The 14,130-nt window shown below is 70.7% G+C and carries 19 protein-coding genes; 16 read left to right on the forward strand and 3 right to left on the reverse strand.

Features of this window, described 5'->3' with window-relative positions; translation table 11 throughout:
- The first annotated feature begins 215 nt into the window (after window positions 1-215).
- The 13 genes from BZF61_RS15925 (at window position 216) to BZF61_RS14600 (ending at window position 10,573) form a co-directional block, all read left to right on the forward strand.
- Complete coding sequence (locus BZF61_RS15925; protein ID WP_211276794.1) at window positions 216-824, forward strand: ParB/Srx family N-terminal domain-containing protein; 609 nt, start codon at window positions 216-218, stop codon at window positions 822-824.
- Window positions 825-833: 9 nt separating this feature from the next.
- Window positions 834-1,751 carry a DNA-methyltransferase gene (locus tag BZF61_RS14545; RefSeq protein WP_211276795.1) on the forward strand — a complete coding sequence of 306 codons (918 nt, stop codon included), beginning with the start codon at window positions 834-836 and terminating at the stop codon, window positions 1,749-1,751.
- A gap of 4 nt (window positions 1,752-1,755) precedes the next feature.
- A complete protein-coding gene (locus tag BZF61_RS14550; protein WP_027443849.1) occupies window positions 1,756-2,196 on the forward strand; it encodes a hypothetical protein in 441 nt (146 codons plus the stop codon).
- Window positions 2,193-2,441 carry a DUF7220 family protein gene (locus BZF61_RS14555; RefSeq protein WP_086620082.1) on the forward strand — a complete coding sequence of 83 codons (249 nt, stop codon included), beginning with the start codon at window positions 2,193-2,195 and terminating at the stop codon, window positions 2,439-2,441. The genes BZF61_RS14550 and BZF61_RS14555 overlap by 4 nt, the downstream gene beginning before the upstream one ends.
- Window positions 2,438-3,055 (forward strand): hypothetical protein, encoded by a 618-nt coding sequence (locus BZF61_RS14560; protein WP_086620083.1) that lies wholly within the window; start codon window positions 2,438-2,440, stop codon window positions 3,053-3,055. Before BZF61_RS14555 ends, BZF61_RS14560 begins: the two co-directional genes overlap by 4 nt.
- Window positions 3,000-5,009 (forward strand): phage terminase large subunit family protein, encoded by a 2,010-nt coding sequence (locus tag BZF61_RS14565; RefSeq protein ID WP_086620084.1) that lies wholly within the window; start codon window positions 3,000-3,002, stop codon window positions 5,007-5,009. Before BZF61_RS14560 ends, BZF61_RS14565 begins: the two co-directional genes overlap by 56 nt.
- A 1-nt stretch (window position 5,010) precedes the next feature.
- Entirely contained in the window at window positions 5,011-5,220 is a 210-nt protein-coding gene (locus BZF61_RS14570; RefSeq protein ID WP_027443912.1) for a phage head-tail joining protein, read from the forward strand.
- Complete coding sequence (locus BZF61_RS14575; protein WP_027443911.1) at window positions 5,220-6,713, forward strand: phage portal protein; 1,494 nt, start codon at window positions 5,220-5,222, stop codon at window positions 6,711-6,713. Before BZF61_RS14570 ends, BZF61_RS14575 begins: the two co-directional genes overlap by 1 nt.
- Window positions 6,714-6,719: 6 nt before the next feature.
- On the forward strand, window positions 6,720-8,759 hold the full coding sequence (locus tag BZF61_RS14580) for a prohead protease/major capsid protein fusion protein (protein WP_027443910.1): 2,040 nt from the start codon (window positions 6,720-6,722) through the stop codon (window positions 8,757-8,759).
- Between the two features lie 85 nt (window positions 8,760-8,844).
- Window positions 8,845-9,180, forward strand: a complete 336-nt coding sequence (locus BZF61_RS14585; RefSeq protein ID WP_027443909.1) for a DUF2190 family protein — start codon at window positions 8,845-8,847, stop codon at window positions 9,178-9,180.
- The gene (locus tag BZF61_RS14590) at window positions 9,180-9,494 is read left to right on the forward strand and encodes a head-tail joining protein (RefSeq protein ID WP_027443908.1); all 315 of its coding nucleotides are present in this window, start codon (window positions 9,180-9,182) and stop codon (window positions 9,492-9,494) included. The genes BZF61_RS14585 and BZF61_RS14590 overlap by 1 nt, the downstream gene beginning before the upstream one ends.
- A complete protein-coding gene (locus BZF61_RS14595; RefSeq protein WP_086620085.1) occupies window positions 9,491-10,132 on the forward strand; it encodes a DUF6441 family protein in 642 nt (213 codons plus the stop codon). Before BZF61_RS14590 ends, BZF61_RS14595 begins: the two co-directional genes overlap by 4 nt.
- A gap of 9 nt (window positions 10,133-10,141) precedes the next feature.
- Entirely contained in the window at window positions 10,142-10,573 is a 432-nt protein-coding gene (locus BZF61_RS14600) for a hypothetical protein (protein WP_211219364.1), read from the forward strand.
- Window positions 10,574-10,668: 95 nt separating this feature from the next.
- Here the strand turns inward: BZF61_RS14600 and BZF61_RS14605 are convergent, their stop codons facing one another.
- From BZF61_RS14605 to BZF61_RS14615, 3 genes are read right to left on the reverse strand one after another with little or no spacing between them, the layout of a single operon-like run.
- Window positions 10,669-10,920 carry a hypothetical protein gene (locus BZF61_RS14605; protein ID WP_027443742.1) on the reverse strand — a complete coding sequence of 84 codons (252 nt, stop codon included), beginning with the start codon at window positions 10,918-10,920 and terminating at the stop codon, window positions 10,669-10,671.
- A 3-nt stretch (window positions 10,921-10,923) separates the two neighbouring features.
- A complete protein-coding gene (locus BZF61_RS14610; RefSeq protein ID WP_211219334.1) occupies window positions 10,924-11,634 on the reverse strand; it encodes a DUF3489 domain-containing protein in 711 nt (236 codons plus the stop codon).
- Entirely contained in the window at window positions 11,631-11,879 is a 249-nt protein-coding gene (locus BZF61_RS14615; RefSeq protein ID WP_051221149.1) for a hypothetical protein, read from the reverse strand. The genes BZF61_RS14610 and BZF61_RS14615 overlap by 4 nt, the downstream gene beginning before the upstream one ends.
- Before the next feature lie 156 nt (window positions 11,880-12,035).
- Here BZF61_RS14615 and BZF61_RS14620 point away from each other — a divergent pair, with 156 nt between their 5' ends.
- From BZF61_RS14620 to BZF61_RS14630, 3 genes are all read left to right on the forward strand, one after another.
- Window positions 12,036-13,307, forward strand: coding sequence for a phage tail tube protein (locus tag BZF61_RS14620; RefSeq protein WP_027443740.1), 1,272 nt, complete (start codon window positions 12,036-12,038; stop codon window positions 13,305-13,307).
- A 15-nt stretch (window positions 13,308-13,322) separates the two neighbouring features.
- Complete coding sequence (locus BZF61_RS14625; protein ID WP_027443739.1) at window positions 13,323-13,760, forward strand: hypothetical protein; 438 nt, start codon at window positions 13,323-13,325, stop codon at window positions 13,758-13,760.
- Between the two features lie 71 nt (window positions 13,761-13,831).
- On the forward strand, window positions 13,832-13,984 hold the full coding sequence (locus BZF61_RS14630) for a DUF7697 family protein (RefSeq protein ID WP_211276798.1): 153 nt from the start codon (window positions 13,832-13,834) through the stop codon (window positions 13,982-13,984).
- The last annotated feature ends 146 nt before the right edge of the window (window positions 13,985-14,130 follow it).

Below are 14,130 nucleotides of genomic sequence, written 5' to 3' on the forward strand. Positions count from 1 at the left end.
TATGCTGGCGGGCGAGGCGCGGCGTAGCGCCAGCGACAGGGCCGATTTTTTGGGAAGCCACCCCCGTCTGAGGGAAGCCACCGGCTGCCGGAGGGCACAGGAAAACCGCGTGATTTCTGCTGGATAGCCGCAAGTCCGGGCGAGCTGCCGGGTGGCTTCTTACTGGATTCCGGAATCCACCCGGAGTCCACAGGCAATCCACCGTGGAGTCCACCGTGGAATCCACCCTCCCGTTCGCCCATTCGAGCACGCTGGCCATCGGCCGCATGCGCATCGAGGCTTCGCCCGCTGAGCCAGCCTGGCCAATCAGCGGCCACCCGCGCGGGTGCGCCCCTCCCGCGTTCCTGACCCTTTATCGTTCCTTTCTGCCCATGACCCTTGCCTTTGCCCCCGACCGCATCGAGACGTGGCCGCTCGAGCGCCTCAGGCCCTATGCCCAGAACGCGAAGCAGCATGGGCCCGATCAGGTGGCGCGGATCGCTGCCAGCATGGCCGCGTTCGGCTGGACCGTGCCGTGCCTGGTTGCCGAGGACGGCGAGTTGATCGCCGGGCACGGGCGGGTGCTCGCCGCGATGGAGCTGGGGCTGACCGAGGCTCCGGTGATCGTGCTGGCGCATCTGACCGAGGCCCAGCGCCGCGCCTACCGCATCGCCGACAACCGGCTGACCGAACTCGGCACCTGGGACGAGGCGCTGCTGGCGGGCGAACTGAGGCACCTGCTGGCCGAGGACTTCGATCTGGGGCTCACCGGCTTTGCCGATGGCGAACTCGACCGGCTGCTGGCGCTCGATCCCGAAGCGGGCGATGAGGATGGCGGCGCTTAGGTTCCGCCGGTGACCATCCCCGAGCCGCCGCGCAACCCGGCCTCGCGCAGGGGCGACCTGTGGATCCTCGGGCACCACCGGTTGCTCTGCGGTGACAGCACCAACCATGAGGACGTCCGCCGCCTGATGAACGGCGAGCGGGCGATCCTGTTCGCCACCGATCCGCCCTATCTGGTCGATTACGACGGCACCAACCATCCCACGCAGAACAAGGACTGGAGCCGGTCCTATGGCGTCACCTGGGACGACAGTGCGCAGGGCGCCGAACTCTACGACGGCTTCATCGCCGCCGCCATTGCCGAGGCGATCGCCGAGGATGCCGCCTGGTATTGCTGGCATGCCTCGCGCCGCCAGGCGATGCTGGAAGCATGCTGGGAGAAGGCCGGCGCCTTCGTTCACCAGCAGATCGTCTGGGTCAAGGACCGCGGGGTGCTCACCCGCTCGCATTACCTGTGGAAGCACGAGCCCTGCTTCATGGGCTGGCGCCGTCCGCACCGCCCGCCCAAGGTGGCCGAGGAGACGCTGCCCTCGACCTGGGAGATGGCCGTGCCCGCCGGTGAGGAGCGGCCCGATCATCCCACGCCCAAGCCGGTGGATGCCTTCGCCATCCCGATGCGCCAGCATGTGGCGCGCGGCGGCCTGTGCTACGAGCCGTTCTGCGGCTCGGGCACGCAGATCATCGCCGGCGAGGAGAACGGCCGGCGCGTTCATGCCATGGAGATCAGCCCGGCCTATGTCGATGTGGCGGTCGAGCGCTGGCAGGCCGCCACGGGCCGCGCCGCCATCCTTGAGGGCGACGGCCGCACCTTCGCGCAGGTGAAGGCCGAGCGGCTGAAGGGCGCGCAGCCGCCTCCCGCGGACGGCACCGAGGCCGAAGCTGGCGAGGCAGTGTCCGAAGCGAGACCCAGGCGCAGGCGGGCGCGGTAGGGCCATGTGGACCGTCCGGGAGATGTGCGAGGCCTGCGGGCTGGGCACGTGGCAGTTGGGCCAGTGGATCACGCGGGGCCATTATCGGCCGTCACAGGCGGTCAGGCCGGGCCAGCGGCGGCTGTTCGACTGGTGCGATCTGGCCTGTCTTGCCGTGATGGCCGAGCTGTGTGCCCTGTCGCTGGAGCCGCATGAGGCAGGGCGTCTGGTCGCCGAGCTGCGCGGCCTGCTGGAGCAGCGCGGTTGTGTGCACCAAGACATGGCGCTGTTCCTCGTCCTGGCACGATGGGATGAGAGCAGCGACTTCGCCGAGACGGTCTGGCTGAGTGATGACGCTGGTCTGCCCGCCATCGTGTGCCGCCGTCCGAAGACCTGCCTGATCGTCGACGTGGCCGGTGCATATCGGGCCGCGCTGGCGCGGATCGGGCAGAGAGAGCGGCCATGAAGCAGTCCCGCGTGATGTCGCTGATGGAGTCGCTGGCCAATGTGGTGGTGGGTTATGGCGTGGCGGTGGTGACGCAGCTTGTGGTCTTCCCGCTGTTCGGCCTGCACACGACGCTTGCTGCCAACCTGATGATGGGCGCGGTGTTCACGCTGGTGAGCGTGGTGCGCTCCTATGGGCTGCGGCGGCTGTTCGAGCATCTGCGCGCGCGCCAGGCGCTGACGGGAGGTGACCAGGTCGGACCATGACGAAGGGCATGAGCGAGCGGCAATATGCGGCCCATGCCGGTATCTCGCGCGGCGCGGTGCAGAAGGCGCGCGCGGCCGGGCGGCTGGTGCTGCATGCCGACGGCTCGATCGATGCCGCCGCGTCTGATGCCAGGCGCAGCCAGTTCACCGATCCTGCCAAATCGCGGCGCGCGGCCAGTTCCTCGAGAGGGACCGAGGGCGCCAGGCCAGTGCCCGAGGCGGCCGTGGCGGCGGTGGGCGAGACCCTGCGCGAACAGGGGCTGGCCAGCACCAGCGGCTCGGGGGGCACGACCTTCCTGCAGGCCCGGACCGCGAACGAGGTGCTGAAAGCACAGGAGCGCCGCCTGCGGTTGCAGAAGCTCAAGGGCGAGCTGGTCGAGCGCGACCGGGCCGCGGCGCTGGTGTTCCGCATGGCGCGCGAAGAGCGCGAGGCGTGGATCACCTGGCCGGCGCGGGTGGCGGCGCTGATGGCGTCGGAGCTTTCGGCCTCATGCAGCGAGGCGGCAGGCCGCGAAGTGATCGTGGAGGTGGCGGCGATGCAGAAGATCCTGGAGGACCATGTCCGCAGCCACCTCGAGGAGCTCGCCGCACCGCGCGCGCCCGACTTCACCTGAGGCTTCGGGCGGGAACGAGGACTTTCCCGGCGCCGGGGCGCTTCGGCGTGCCTGGGCGCGGGGACTGGCGCCCGATGCGCGGCTGAGTGTCTCGCAATGGGCCGACCGCCACCGGGTGCTCTCGGGCCGCGCCTCAGCCGAACCGGGCCGCTACCGCACGGCGCGCACGCCCTACATGCGCGAGATCATGGACCGGCTGAGCCCGCACGATCCGGCGCAGCGGGTGGTGTTCATGAAGGCCGCACAGGTGGGCGCGACCGAGGCCGGCAACAACTGGATCGGCTATGTCATCCACCAGGCGCCGGGGCCGATGCTGGCGGTCCAGCCCACGGTGGAACTGGCCAAGCGCAACTCGCGGCAGCGGATCGAGCCGCTGATCGCCGAGAGTCCGCCCTTGCGGGAGCGGGTCAGACCCGCCCGATCCCGCGATGCCGGCAACACCATGCTGTCGAAGGAGTTCGCCGGCGGCATCCTGATCATGACCGGGGCCAACTCGGCCGTCGGCCTGCGCTCGACCCCGGCGCGCTATATCTTCCTCGACGAGGTCGATGCCTATCCCGCCTCGGCCGACGAGGAGGGCGACCCGGTGAGCCTCGCCGAGGCGCGCTCGCTGACCTTCGCGCACCGGCGCAAGGTGCTGCTGGTCTCGACGCCGACGATCCGCGGTGTGAGCCGCATCGAGCGCGAGTTCGAGAGCAGCGACCAGCGGCGCTACTTCGTGCCGTGCCCTCATTGCGGGGCGATGCAATGGCTCAAGTTTGAGCGGCTGCGCTGGAGCAAGGGCAAGCCGGAGACGGCAGAGTATCATTGCGAGGCCTGCGAGGCGCCGATCGGTGAGCACCACAAGACGGCGATGCTGGAAGCAGGCGAGTGGCGGGCGACGGCGGAAGCTGCCGATCCGGCCACGGTCGGCTATCACATCTCGGCGCTCTATTCGCCGGTGGGCTGGATGAGCTGGGCGCGCATCGCCCGGGCGCACGAGGCGGCCCAAGGCTCGGACGAGGCCATGCGCGCCTTCGTCAACACGGTGCTGGGCGAGAGCTGGGTCGAGACCGGCGACGCGCCCGACTGGCAGCGGCTCTACGATCGGCGCGAGCCGTGGACGCCGGGCACGGTGCCGGCGGGCGGGCTGTTCATCACCGCCGGGGCCGACGTGCAGAAGGACCGCATCGAGGTCGATGTCTGGGCCTGGGGGCGCGGGCTGGAAAGCTGGCTCGTCGATCACCTGGTGATCGAGGGCGGGCCGGACCGGCAGGATGCCTGGGCGCAGCTCTCTGCCCTGCTCGACCGCAGCTGGCGACACGCAGGTGGTGCACACTTGCGGATCGCGCGCCTCGCCATCGACACCGGCTACGAGACCCAGGCGGTCCATGCCTGGGCGCGCAGCGTAGGCTTTGCCCAGGTTGCACCGATCAAGGGCGTGGAGGGGTTCAACCGGTCAAGCCCGGTCTCGGGTCCGACCTATGTGGACGTGACCGAGAGCGGCAGAAGGCTGCGCCGCGGCGCGCGGCTGTGGACCGTGGCGGTCTCGACCTTCAAGACCGAGACCTACCGCTTCCTGCGCCTTGCGAGGCCGACGGATGAAGAGATTGCCGCGGGTGCAGCGTTCCCGCCCGGCACGATACATCTGCCGCAATGGATCGAGAGCGAGTGGCTGCGCCAGCTCACCGCCGAACAGCTGGTAACGGTGCGCAACCGCAGAGGATTTGCGCGGCTTGAGTGGCAGAAAATGCGCGAGCGCAACGAGGCGCTCGACTGCCGGGTCTATGCCAGAGCGGCGGCCTGGATCGCGGGCGCTGATCGCTGGGGCGAGGACAAGTGGCGCGATCTCGAGGCGCAGCTTCAGGTGGCGCCCGGCGCAAGCGATCCTGCCGGGCAGATCCATCGGCCGGGACGGGCGCCTGAAGGCAAGCGCCGCTCCGACTGGCTCGGGCGAAGAGAAGGGTGGTTGTGAGATGAGCGCGTGGAGCGAGACGGAACTGGCGGCCCTGCGCCGCGCCTACGCCAGCGGCACGACCCGCGTGAGCTATGACGGCAGAACCGTCGAATACGGCTCGGCCGCCGATCTGCTGGCGCGGATCCGCACGCTCGAGCAGGCGCTCGCCAGCGCCTCGCGGCCGTTGCCGCTTGCCGGCCTTGCCGGGTTCTCGCGCGGGGATCGCTGATGGCGCTGGGCTGGTTCGACCGGGCGCTGGGCTGGATCGCGCCGCGCATGGCCGCGCGCCGGGTGCTGGCGCGCGAGGCCTTCGCGAGCCTTGCGCGCGGCTATGACGGGGCGGCGCGCGGGCGGCGCACCGAGGGCTGGCGCGCGACCGGCAGTTCGGCCGATGCCGAGATCGGCGCGGCCGGGCCGCTCCTGCGCGACCGCATGCGCGATCTGGTGCGCAACAATCCCCATGCCGCCAAGGCGGTGGCGGTGCTGGTCAACAATATCGTAGGCGCGGGCATCATGCCGCGCTCTGCGAGCGGCGATGCGGCCCTCGACCGCCGGGTCGATGCCCTGTTCGAGCGCTGGTCGGCCGAGTGCGACGCCGATGGCCAGCTCGACTTCTACGGCCTGCAGACGCTGGTCTGCCGCGAGATGGTCGAGGCCGGCGAGGTGCTGGTGCGGCGCCGTCCGCGCCGCGCCGGGGATGGTCTGGCCGTGCCGCTGCAGCTGCAGATGATCGAGGCCGACCTGCTCGATGGCTCCCGCCATGGCGCTTCCGGCGCGGGGCGGATCGTCCAGGGGGTCGAGTTCGATGCGCTGGGGCGCCGCCGGGCCTACTGGCTCCATGCCGAGCATCCCGGCGACGGCGGGCCTCTGGCCACGCTGCGGCAGGGCAGCCGTCCGGTGCCGGCCGAAGACATCGCCCATGTCTACGAGAAGCAGCGCACGCAGGTGCGCGGCGTGCCCTGGGGCGCGCCGGTGATCCGGGTCCTGCGCGATCTCGACGACTACGAGGTCGCCGAGATCGTGAGGAAGAAGACCGAGGCCTGCGTCACCGCGATCGTCGTCGGCGACGACGAGACGCAGCAGGGCATTGCCCCGGCGGTGGTCGATGCCGACGGCAACCGGGTCGAGCAGTTCGAGCCGGGGCTGATCGCCTATGCCCGCGGCGGCAAGGACATCCGCTTCAACCAGCCTGCCGCGACCGGCGGCTATGCCGAGTACCGCCGCGCGAGCCTGCACACCATCGCGGCCGGGTTCCGGGTGCCCTACGAGCTGCTGACCGGGGATCTCTCCCAGGTCAACTACTCCTCGATCCGCGCCGGCCTCGTCGAGTTCCGCCGGATGATCGATGCGGTGCAGTGGCAGCTGTTCATCCCGATGTTCTGCCTGCCCGTCTGGCGCTGGTTCACGCAAGGCGCCTGGGCGGCAGGGGCAATCCCTGTGCCCGAGGTTCCGGTCGAGTGGTCGCCGCCGCGCTTCGAGGCGGTCGATCCCTACAAGGATGCCATGGCCAACCTCATCGCCATCCGCTCGGGCACGATGACGCTGGCCGAGGCGATCGCGCGTGCCGGGCGCAATCCCGAGGCGGTGCTGGCCGAGATCGCCGCCACCAATGCCCGGCTCGATGCGCTCGGCCTCGTGCTCGACAGCGATCCGAGGCGGGTGAGCCGCACTGGCGGGGTGCAGGGCAGCGATCCGCTCGCCACCGACAGCGAACAGGAGTGACAGGCAATGGAGACGACGATCGAGCTTCCGGCGCTGCGCCGGGCGGGCGAGCTTGCGCCCCATACCATCGACCCTGCCGCCCGCACCGTCGAGGTGGTCTGGTCGACCGGTGCACGGGTGCTGCGCCAGCGCTGGTTCGATGCGCCCTATGACGAGGAGCTGAGCCTCGATCCCGCCCATGTCCGGCTCGAGCGGCTGAATGCGGGCGCGCCGTTCCTCAAGGTGCACGAGACCGACAGCCTCGATGCGATCATCGGCTCGGTGGTGCCCGGCTCGGCGCGGATCGAGCAGGGGCGCGGGCTTGCGCTGATCCGCTTCTCCGAGCGCGCGGAGGTGGAGCCGATCTGGCGCGACATCGAGGCCGGGCACATCCGCGCGGTCTCGATCGGCTACCAGGTCCACCGTTACCAGGTGAGCCGGCCGGAGAACGGGCGCGAGCTGTGGCGCGCGATCGACTGGACCCCCTTCGAGATCTCGGCCGTGCCGGTGGGCGCCGACCCGCAGGCCGGCTTCCGCAGCAGCCCGGTCCCCCATTCCCCCTGCGTCCTCGTCCGGCGGGACGCACGCCCAAGCCCCGAAGGAGAGCTGACCATGCACGACCCCGTCCCCGATCCGTCCGCCGCCGATGCGGCCGCCAGCGCCCCGTGCGAGGAAACCCGCGCGGCTGCCAGCGCCGTCGCTTCCGATGGCGCCCCCGCTGTTGCCCCCATTCCCACGCCGCTGCGCGAGGCCGATGCCGGCTTGCCGTCCGATGCCGAGGCGATCGCGCGCCGGGCCCGCGAGGAGGAACGCGCGCGGGTCGCCGCGATCCACGATCTGGCAAGCCGCCTCAGGCTCGAGCGCGGCTTCGCCGAGGATCTGGTCCGGCGCGGCACCCCGCTCGAGGAAGCGCGGCAGCTGATCCTCGACGAGCTTGCTGCCAAGGCCGAGGAGACCCGCAGCTTCCCCCATGTCGCGATCCCGCTCGGCGGGCGCGACGAGCGGGTCACCCGCCGCGAGGCGGTGACCAATGCCCTGCTCCACCGCTACAGCCCGGGCCTGTTCCCGCTCGAGGATGCCGCGCGGTCCTATCGCGGCATGACGCTCATGGAACTCGCGCGCGAGAGCCTCGAGCTGGCCGGCACCAGCACGCGCGGGCTCTCGCGCGACGAGGTGGCGACCCGCGCGCTGCATGCGACCTCGGACTTCCCCGAGATCCTCGCGGCCGTCACCAACCGCACCCTGCGCCAGGCCTATGAGGCTGCCCCGCGCACCTTCACCGCCTTCTGCCGCCAGGTGCTGGCCACTGACTTCAAGGCCATGCACCGGGTGCAACTGGGCGAGGCGCCGCAGCTTCTGGAAGTGGCCGAGAGCGGCGAGTTCAAGCGCGGCACGCTCGGGGAGAGCAAGGAGAGCTATCGCGTGAAGACCTATGGCCGGGTGGTGGCGATCACCCGTCAGGTGCTGATCAACGACGATCTCGACGCCTTCACCCGGATCCCGGCGATGTATGGCAATGCCATCGCCCAGCTCGAAAGCGATGTCGTCTGGTCGATCATCACCTCCAACCCCGCCATGGCCGACGGGCAGGCGCTGTTCCATGCGAGCCACAGGAACCTTGCCGCCACCGGCACGGCGCTCGATGTCACGAGCCTCGGGGCGGCGCGCGCGGCCATGGCGAGGCAGACCGGGCTCGACAAGAAGACCGTGCTCAACATCCGCCCGGCCTTCCTGATCGTGCCCGCCGCGCTGGAACTCAAGGCCGAGCAGCTGCTGGCGCAGAACCTCGTGCCGGCCTCCAGCGGCAATGTCGTGCCGGCCTCGATCCGCACGCTGGTGCCGATCGCCGAGCCGCGGCTCGATGCCGCGAGCGAGACCGCCTGGTATCTCGCCGCCTCGCCCGCCCAGATCGACACCATCGAATATGCCTATCTCGAGGGCCAGCAGGGGGCCTACATCGAGACCCGCAACGGGTTCGATGTCGACGGGGTCGAGATCAAGTGCCGGCTCGACTTCGGCGCCAAGGCGATCGACTGGCGCGGCCTCTACAGGAACCCCGGCGCCTGATCCGGTCCCGTCTTTGACACCTGAACCCCTACGAGATGGGCGGTCCTGACGGGCCGCCCTTCGTCTTTCCAGGAGGATCTTCCCCATGAAAAACTACGTCCAGCCCGGCAAGACCATCACCCTTGCCGCACCCCATGCCCTTGCCCCCGGCGACGGCCTGCTGGTGGGCGCGATCTTCGGCGTCGCCAGCGGTGCTGCGCAATCCGGTGACAATGTCGAGGCCGCGCTCGTCGGCGTCTTCGATCTGGCCAAGGCGCCGAGCCAGGCCTGGAGCGTGGGCGCCAGGGTCTATTGGGACAACACCAACCGGCGCTGCACCACCACGGCTTCGGGCAACACGCTCATCGGCGTTGCCACCGAGGCGGTTGCCGGCGGGGCCGAGGATGTCGTCGGCCGGGTGCGGCTCAACGGCAGCTTCTGATGAGCGCCTTTGCCGCCGCGCTCGATGTGCTGTTCGCTGACCCCAACCTTGCCCGCGATGGTCTCTGGCGTGCTGGCGGCAGCGGCCCGCCGGTTCCGGTGCGCGTGGTGCTGCGCCGGCCGGACCGGGTGGCCGACTGGGGCGAGACCCGCCTTCACGCCGCAACCGCGCTCGCCGATCTGCGCATGGCCGAGGTGCCAGTGCTGGAACCAGGCGATGTCATCGCGGTCGCAGGCCAGGACTGGATCGTCCAGGGCGAGCCGCTGGGCGATGCCGAGCGCCTCGTCTGGACGGCGGAGCTGGCCCCCTCATGAGGCTCGCGCTCACCACCATCGGCGATCTCAGGCAGATCATGGCCGAAGAGGTGGCTGCGGCCGAGCAGGCGGTGAGCGGGGCTGTCACCGAGGCGACCGCCGGGCTCAAGGGCGAGCTGCGCGCGCAGGTGACCGGCGCGGGGCTGGGAGCGCGCCTTTCCCGCACCTGGCGCTCGCAGGTCTGGCCGAGCGGCGAGGCGAGCCTCGGGGCGGCGGGACTGGTCTGGTCGAAGGCGCCGGCGATCATCCGCGGCCATGCCGAGGGCGCACTGATTCGCGCGCGTGGCGGCACCTTCCTTGCCATCCCGACCGAGGCGGCGCTCTCCATGCGCGCCGGTGACCGGCGGCTCACGCCGCAGCTGTGGGAGCAGCGCATGGGCACGCCTTTACGCCTCGTGCCGGGACGAGCGGGCCGGCCAGCCCTGCTGGTCGCCGAGAACCTGCGCGCGCGCAGCGGCCGGCGCGGCGGCTATGCCCGGGCGAGCGCCACGGCGCTCAGGACCGGGCGCGGCCTCGTGAGCGTGGTGCTCTTCGTGCTGGTGCCGCAGGTGCGGCTTCGCAAGCGCCTCGATGTCGAAGGCGCGGCCGAGCGCTGGATCGGCCGGCTCGAGGACCGGGTGGTGGGACGCTGGAGGTGAGGATCGGTGATGTCGACGCGTGAGGCCATTCTGGCAGCGCTCGCCGCGCAGCTCGGCGCTGCACTCGCGGCGCCGGTGCGGCGCAATGCGGCCCTGCCCGAGAAGGTGCCGGCTGACGGGCTCGTCATCCTGCGCGACGGCGAGCCGGGCGAGCCCGAGGTGACGCTGAACCCGCGCCGCGAATGGTATCGCCACCGCATCGAGCTCGAGCTGTTCGTGCCGCAGGGGAATGCTGGCGGCGGTGAGGCGGCGCTCGATGGGCTGCTCGGCGCGATCGGTGCGGCACTCCGCGCCGACGAGACGCTCGGCGGCCTTGCCGAGACCCTCACTCCGGCCGCGCCGGAGATCGGGGTGCTGGCCATCGAGGGCGCAGTCCCGCTGCTCACCGCGCGGCTCGTGCTGACCGCCGAGTATCTGGTCAGCGATCCGCTCGCGGGGTGAGATGCGATGGGATCAGGATGGGCCGGCAATGGGCCCGAACGGGAGCCGCCGCCCGGACGGAGGCGGCGGATCATCAAGCTGCGACTGCGGAGTCGTCACGCCTGCTTCAGGCGGGCGATCCCGAGCAGTGTGTCCTTCAGCGTCTCGCTCACCGCGCGGCTGGCGCTGGCGGATGGGCCGACGCGCAAGGCCCCGGCGCGCCCGACGTAGTAGTGCCAGCCCTGCGGCGCCTTGGGATGGCTGCAGGTAAGCACAGTGTAGCGCTGCGTGGCGGCATCGGGGACGAGGCGCTCGCCCGAGGCGAGGAGAGCGGCGACCAGACGGTCGTGGAGCGTGGCCTTGGCCATGGCTCAGCCTTCCGCTTGCAAGCGATAGACCCGCCCGCGGGTCTCGTCCCGGTGCGAGGCCACGCCAAGGCCCAAGCGGCGCTTGAGCCCATGCGAGAGCGCGGCGCGCACCGTGTGCCTCTGCCATCCGAGTGCTGCTGCGATCTCGGCCACGCTGGCGCCCTCGGGTGCCTGCAGCATGGCGATGAGCGCGGCCTGCTTGGTGCCGTCGCGCTGGCGGCGCGGCGGCGGGGCAGGCGTGGCGACAGCCTCCTGCGAAGCGGGTGGTTCGGGCTCAGGATCGCAGATGTGGCAGCGCGTGGTGTGTGCAAGCTCGGTGCCAGCCAGATGGAGCCTGCGGCCTGCGCCGTTGCAGTGCGGGCATTGGGACTCCTCGTGCGCAGCGCCAGATCCTTGCGGGGCTGCAGCCTTGGCTCCCCCGGCGCTGCCGACGGCGGCAAGGCCTGCGGGCGTGATGTGAAGCAGGGTGGCGCGGCCGTCCTCGTCATTGCGCCAGAAAGTGTTGTGCTTGGCGCTGGCCTTGGTCCAGCTGCGGGTCACGGTCTCGGCGATGAGCCCGCGCCGCAGCAGGGCGGCAACGACCCGCCGGGCATTGGGTCCGCGCAGCGATCCGGGAAGCGGCAGGACATTGCCATCCGCGCGCTGGGCGGCGGCGCTCAGGACCATACGCTGGGTGTCGGAAACCGGCATGGGACTGCTCTGTGTCATGGTCATGCCTCGATCCCAAGGAAGCGGGCGATCTCGCGCAGCTGGTCGCGGACATGGGCAAGGCTGCCGACATGGCCCCAGTGCACGCTGTCGGGTTCGGCGTGGAAATGATCCTCGCTCAGCGCCTGCAGACGTTCGAGCAGCCTGTCGATTTCGAGCTTGTTGGCCATGAAGGCTTCGAGCGCTGCCTTGCTGTTGCGGCGGGCCTTCTCGGCGCGGGCCTCGTGGCGGGCGGTGGTGGTCAGGGTCATCTGCTTCCTCCGTTGGCGATGCATCCGGTAGAAGCGTGTTCGCTCTGTCCGCCCTGCTTATCAAGCGATTAAGCACATGATCTGAAACAATAATCCTGCCCCGCGCGGGTGGCTCGCGCGGGCCTTCCCGTCCCCCATCCCCATCGGAGATGACCCATGCCCAAACTGCGTGCCTATGGCGCGGATGCGACGCTCAAGATCGCCCGCGAGACGAGCTATGGCGTGATGCCGTCGAGCGGCTGGCGCAGCCTCGACTTCCGCTCGACCGACCTTGCCGCCACGCAACCGCTCGCCGCCGATCCGCTGCTCGGGCGCGGGCGCAATGCGCAGGATCCCTATCGCGGCCTCGTCACCGACGAGGGCCAGATCGACGTGCCGCTCGACCTGCGCGGCACAGGCTACTGGCTCACCGCCCTGTTCGGCCTGCCGACGACGAGCAGCGTGGCGGCAAGCGGATCGATCACCTTCGCCGCCAATCCCGCCGCCGGGCAGACGATCACGCTGAACGGCGTGGTCTGGACCTTCGTCACCGGCACGCCGGGGGCGCTGCAGACCCAGATCCAGGCGACCGTGACCCAGACCATCGACCAGCTGGTCACCAACCTCAACGCCTCGGCCAATCCCGAGGTCTCCAAATGCACCTACAGCCGCCCGCCGAGCACGCAGCGGCTCGAGATCGTCTTCGACACCACCGGCCCGAACGGCAACGGCTTCACCCTCGCGGCCTCGCACGCCACCCCTTCCGGCCCGCGGCTGACCGGCGGCGGGCACCTCCATGTCTGGCAGAGCGGGGCCGACGAGATCCCGAGCCACACGCTCGAAATCGGTCATCCGAAGCTCACCACCCCGGTGTTCTTCCGGCATCTCGGCACGGTGGCCGAGAGCATCGAGATCGAGCTTGGCCAGGAGGGCCCGGCCAATGCCCGGCTGCAGCTGGTGGCCCAGGGCGAGGAGCGCTCCGCCACCACCGTCGATGCCGCACCGGCCGCCTGGGCGCCGCGGCGCTTCGCCCAGGCGCGTGGCTACGTGCGTCGCGGCGGTTCGGCGCTGGCTGGGGTGACCGGCGGCGGGCTCACCTTCTCCAACAATCTCGAGCGGGTGCGGGTGATCCGCGAGGACGGGCGCATCGAGGCGGCCGATCCGACGCTGGCGACCGCCGAGGGCACGCTGGCGCTGCGCTTCGACGGGGCGACGCTGCTCGCCGAGGCGAGCGACGGCGATCCGGTCGCGCTCGAATATGGCCTGACCATGCCCGAGGGCTATGCCCTGCGCTTCGAGCTGCCGCGGGTGTTCCTGCCGCGCACCAAATATGCCGTCTCCGGCCCCGGTGGCATCGAGGCCCGCTTCGAGTGGCGCGCCGCCTTTGACGAGAGCGAGGACACCATGCTGCGCGTCCGCCTGCTCAACGATGTCGCCAGCTATGCCTGAGGAGGAGTGTTCCCGATGATCCGTCTCGACCTTGCCCGCGAGCCTGTCTGGCTCGATCTCGGCCACGGCGTGCGCCTGCTGGTAGCACCACTCACCACCGCGCTGATGGCCGCGGCCCGCAGCGATCCGGCGCTCGCCGCGCTCGGCGAGGATGCCTCAAGCGAGGCGCTTGCCGTTGCCATGGCCAAGGCGCTGGCGCGGCTCGCCGTGCGCGACTGGGAGGGCGTGGGCGATGCCAATGGCAATCCCTTGCCGCTCAGCGCCGAGGGCCTCGATGCGCTGCTCGACCTGCTGCCGTTCTTCGAGGCCTTCCAGCTCGGCTATGTGACGAAGGGTCTGCTGCTGGAGGAGGAAAAAAACGCCTCGCCGCCCTTGCCGAGTGGCACTTCGGCGGCGGGGAGCACTATTGCCGCGGCTGCCGCACCGCCTGCGGGCAGTGCCCTGCCGTCCTGAACCGCCCGCATACGCTCGAGGGCTGGCTGGTCTGGGATCTGGCGCAGCGCCTGTCCGGCCAGCTGCGGGCAGTGCCCGGTGCCGTCATCGGGCTCGACATGGCCGCAGCGCTTGCCATGGCCGAGGCGCTCGGCATCGACCGGCGCGCCGCAGCCGAGTTCCTGCCCGCGATCGAGGCCATGATGGTGCGCGCCATCAATGCGCAGATCGCAGCCGAGGGGTGAGGAGCGCCGGTCACGCGCTCCGGTCACGGAAGTTCTCGGCCCTTGCGCCCTTCGCCATGCCTTCGAGGCTTGCCTTGTCGGGCACCGGCATCAGCAAGACGCCGGAGCCTTTCGGCACAAGGGCAAACCGTTGCCCCGGCTGCCAG

The organism is Erythrobacter tepidarius (assembly GCF_002155695.1).
Classification (GTDB): domain Bacteria; phylum Pseudomonadota; class Alphaproteobacteria; order Sphingomonadales; family Sphingomonadaceae; genus Erythrobacter; species Erythrobacter tepidarius.

Coding starts and splice junctions, on each gene's coding strand:
- BZF61_RS14550 (WP_027443849.1), top strand. CDS start 1,756: ATGTGGACCGTCCGGGAGATGTGCGAGGCCTGCGGGCTGGGCACGTGG.
- BZF61_RS14555 (WP_086620082.1), top strand. CDS start 2,193: ATGAAGCAGTCCCGCGTGATGTCGCTGATGGAGTCGCTGGCCAATGTG.
- BZF61_RS14560 (WP_086620083.1), top strand. CDS start 2,438: ATGACGAAGGGCATGAGCGAGCGGCAATATGCGGCCCATGCCGGTATC.
- BZF61_RS14565 (WP_086620084.1), top strand. CDS start 3,000: ATGTCCGCAGCCACCTCGAGGAGCTCGCCGCACCGCGCGCGCCCGACT.
- BZF61_RS14570 (WP_027443912.1), top strand. CDS start 5,011: ATGAGCGCGTGGAGCGAGACGGAACTGGCGGCCCTGCGCCGCGCCTAC.
- BZF61_RS14575 (WP_027443911.1), top strand. CDS start 5,220: ATGGCGCTGGGCTGGTTCGACCGGGCGCTGGGCTGGATCGCGCCGCGC.
- BZF61_RS14580 (WP_027443910.1), top strand. CDS start 6,720: ATGGAGACGACGATCGAGCTTCCGGCGCTGCGCCGGGCGGGCGAGCTT.
- BZF61_RS14585 (WP_027443909.1), top strand. CDS start 8,845: ATGAAAAACTACGTCCAGCCCGGCAAGACCATCACCCTTGCCGCACCC.
- BZF61_RS14590 (WP_027443908.1), top strand. CDS start 9,180: ATGAGCGCCTTTGCCGCCGCGCTCGATGTGCTGTTCGCTGACCCCAAC.
- BZF61_RS14595 (WP_086620085.1), top strand. CDS start 9,491: ATGAGGCTCGCGCTCACCACCATCGGCGATCTCAGGCAGATCATGGCC.
- BZF61_RS14600 (WP_211219364.1), top strand. CDS start 10,142: ATGTCGACGCGTGAGGCCATTCTGGCAGCGCTCGCCGCGCAGCTCGGC.
- BZF61_RS14605 (WP_027443742.1), bottom strand. CDS start 10,920: ATGGCCAAGGCCACGCTCCACGACCGTCTGGTCGCCGCTCTCCTCGCC.
- BZF61_RS14610 (WP_211219334.1), bottom strand. CDS start 11,634: ATGACCATGACACAGAGCAGTCCCATGCCGGTTTCCGACACCCAGCGT.
- BZF61_RS14615 (WP_051221149.1), bottom strand. CDS start 11,879: ATGACCCTGACCACCACCGCCCGCCACGAGGCCCGCGCCGAGAAGGCC.
- BZF61_RS14620 (WP_027443740.1), top strand. CDS start 12,036: ATGCCCAAACTGCGTGCCTATGGCGCGGATGCGACGCTCAAGATCGCC.
- BZF61_RS14625 (WP_027443739.1), top strand. CDS start 13,323: ATGATCCGTCTCGACCTTGCCCGCGAGCCTGTCTGGCTCGATCTCGGC.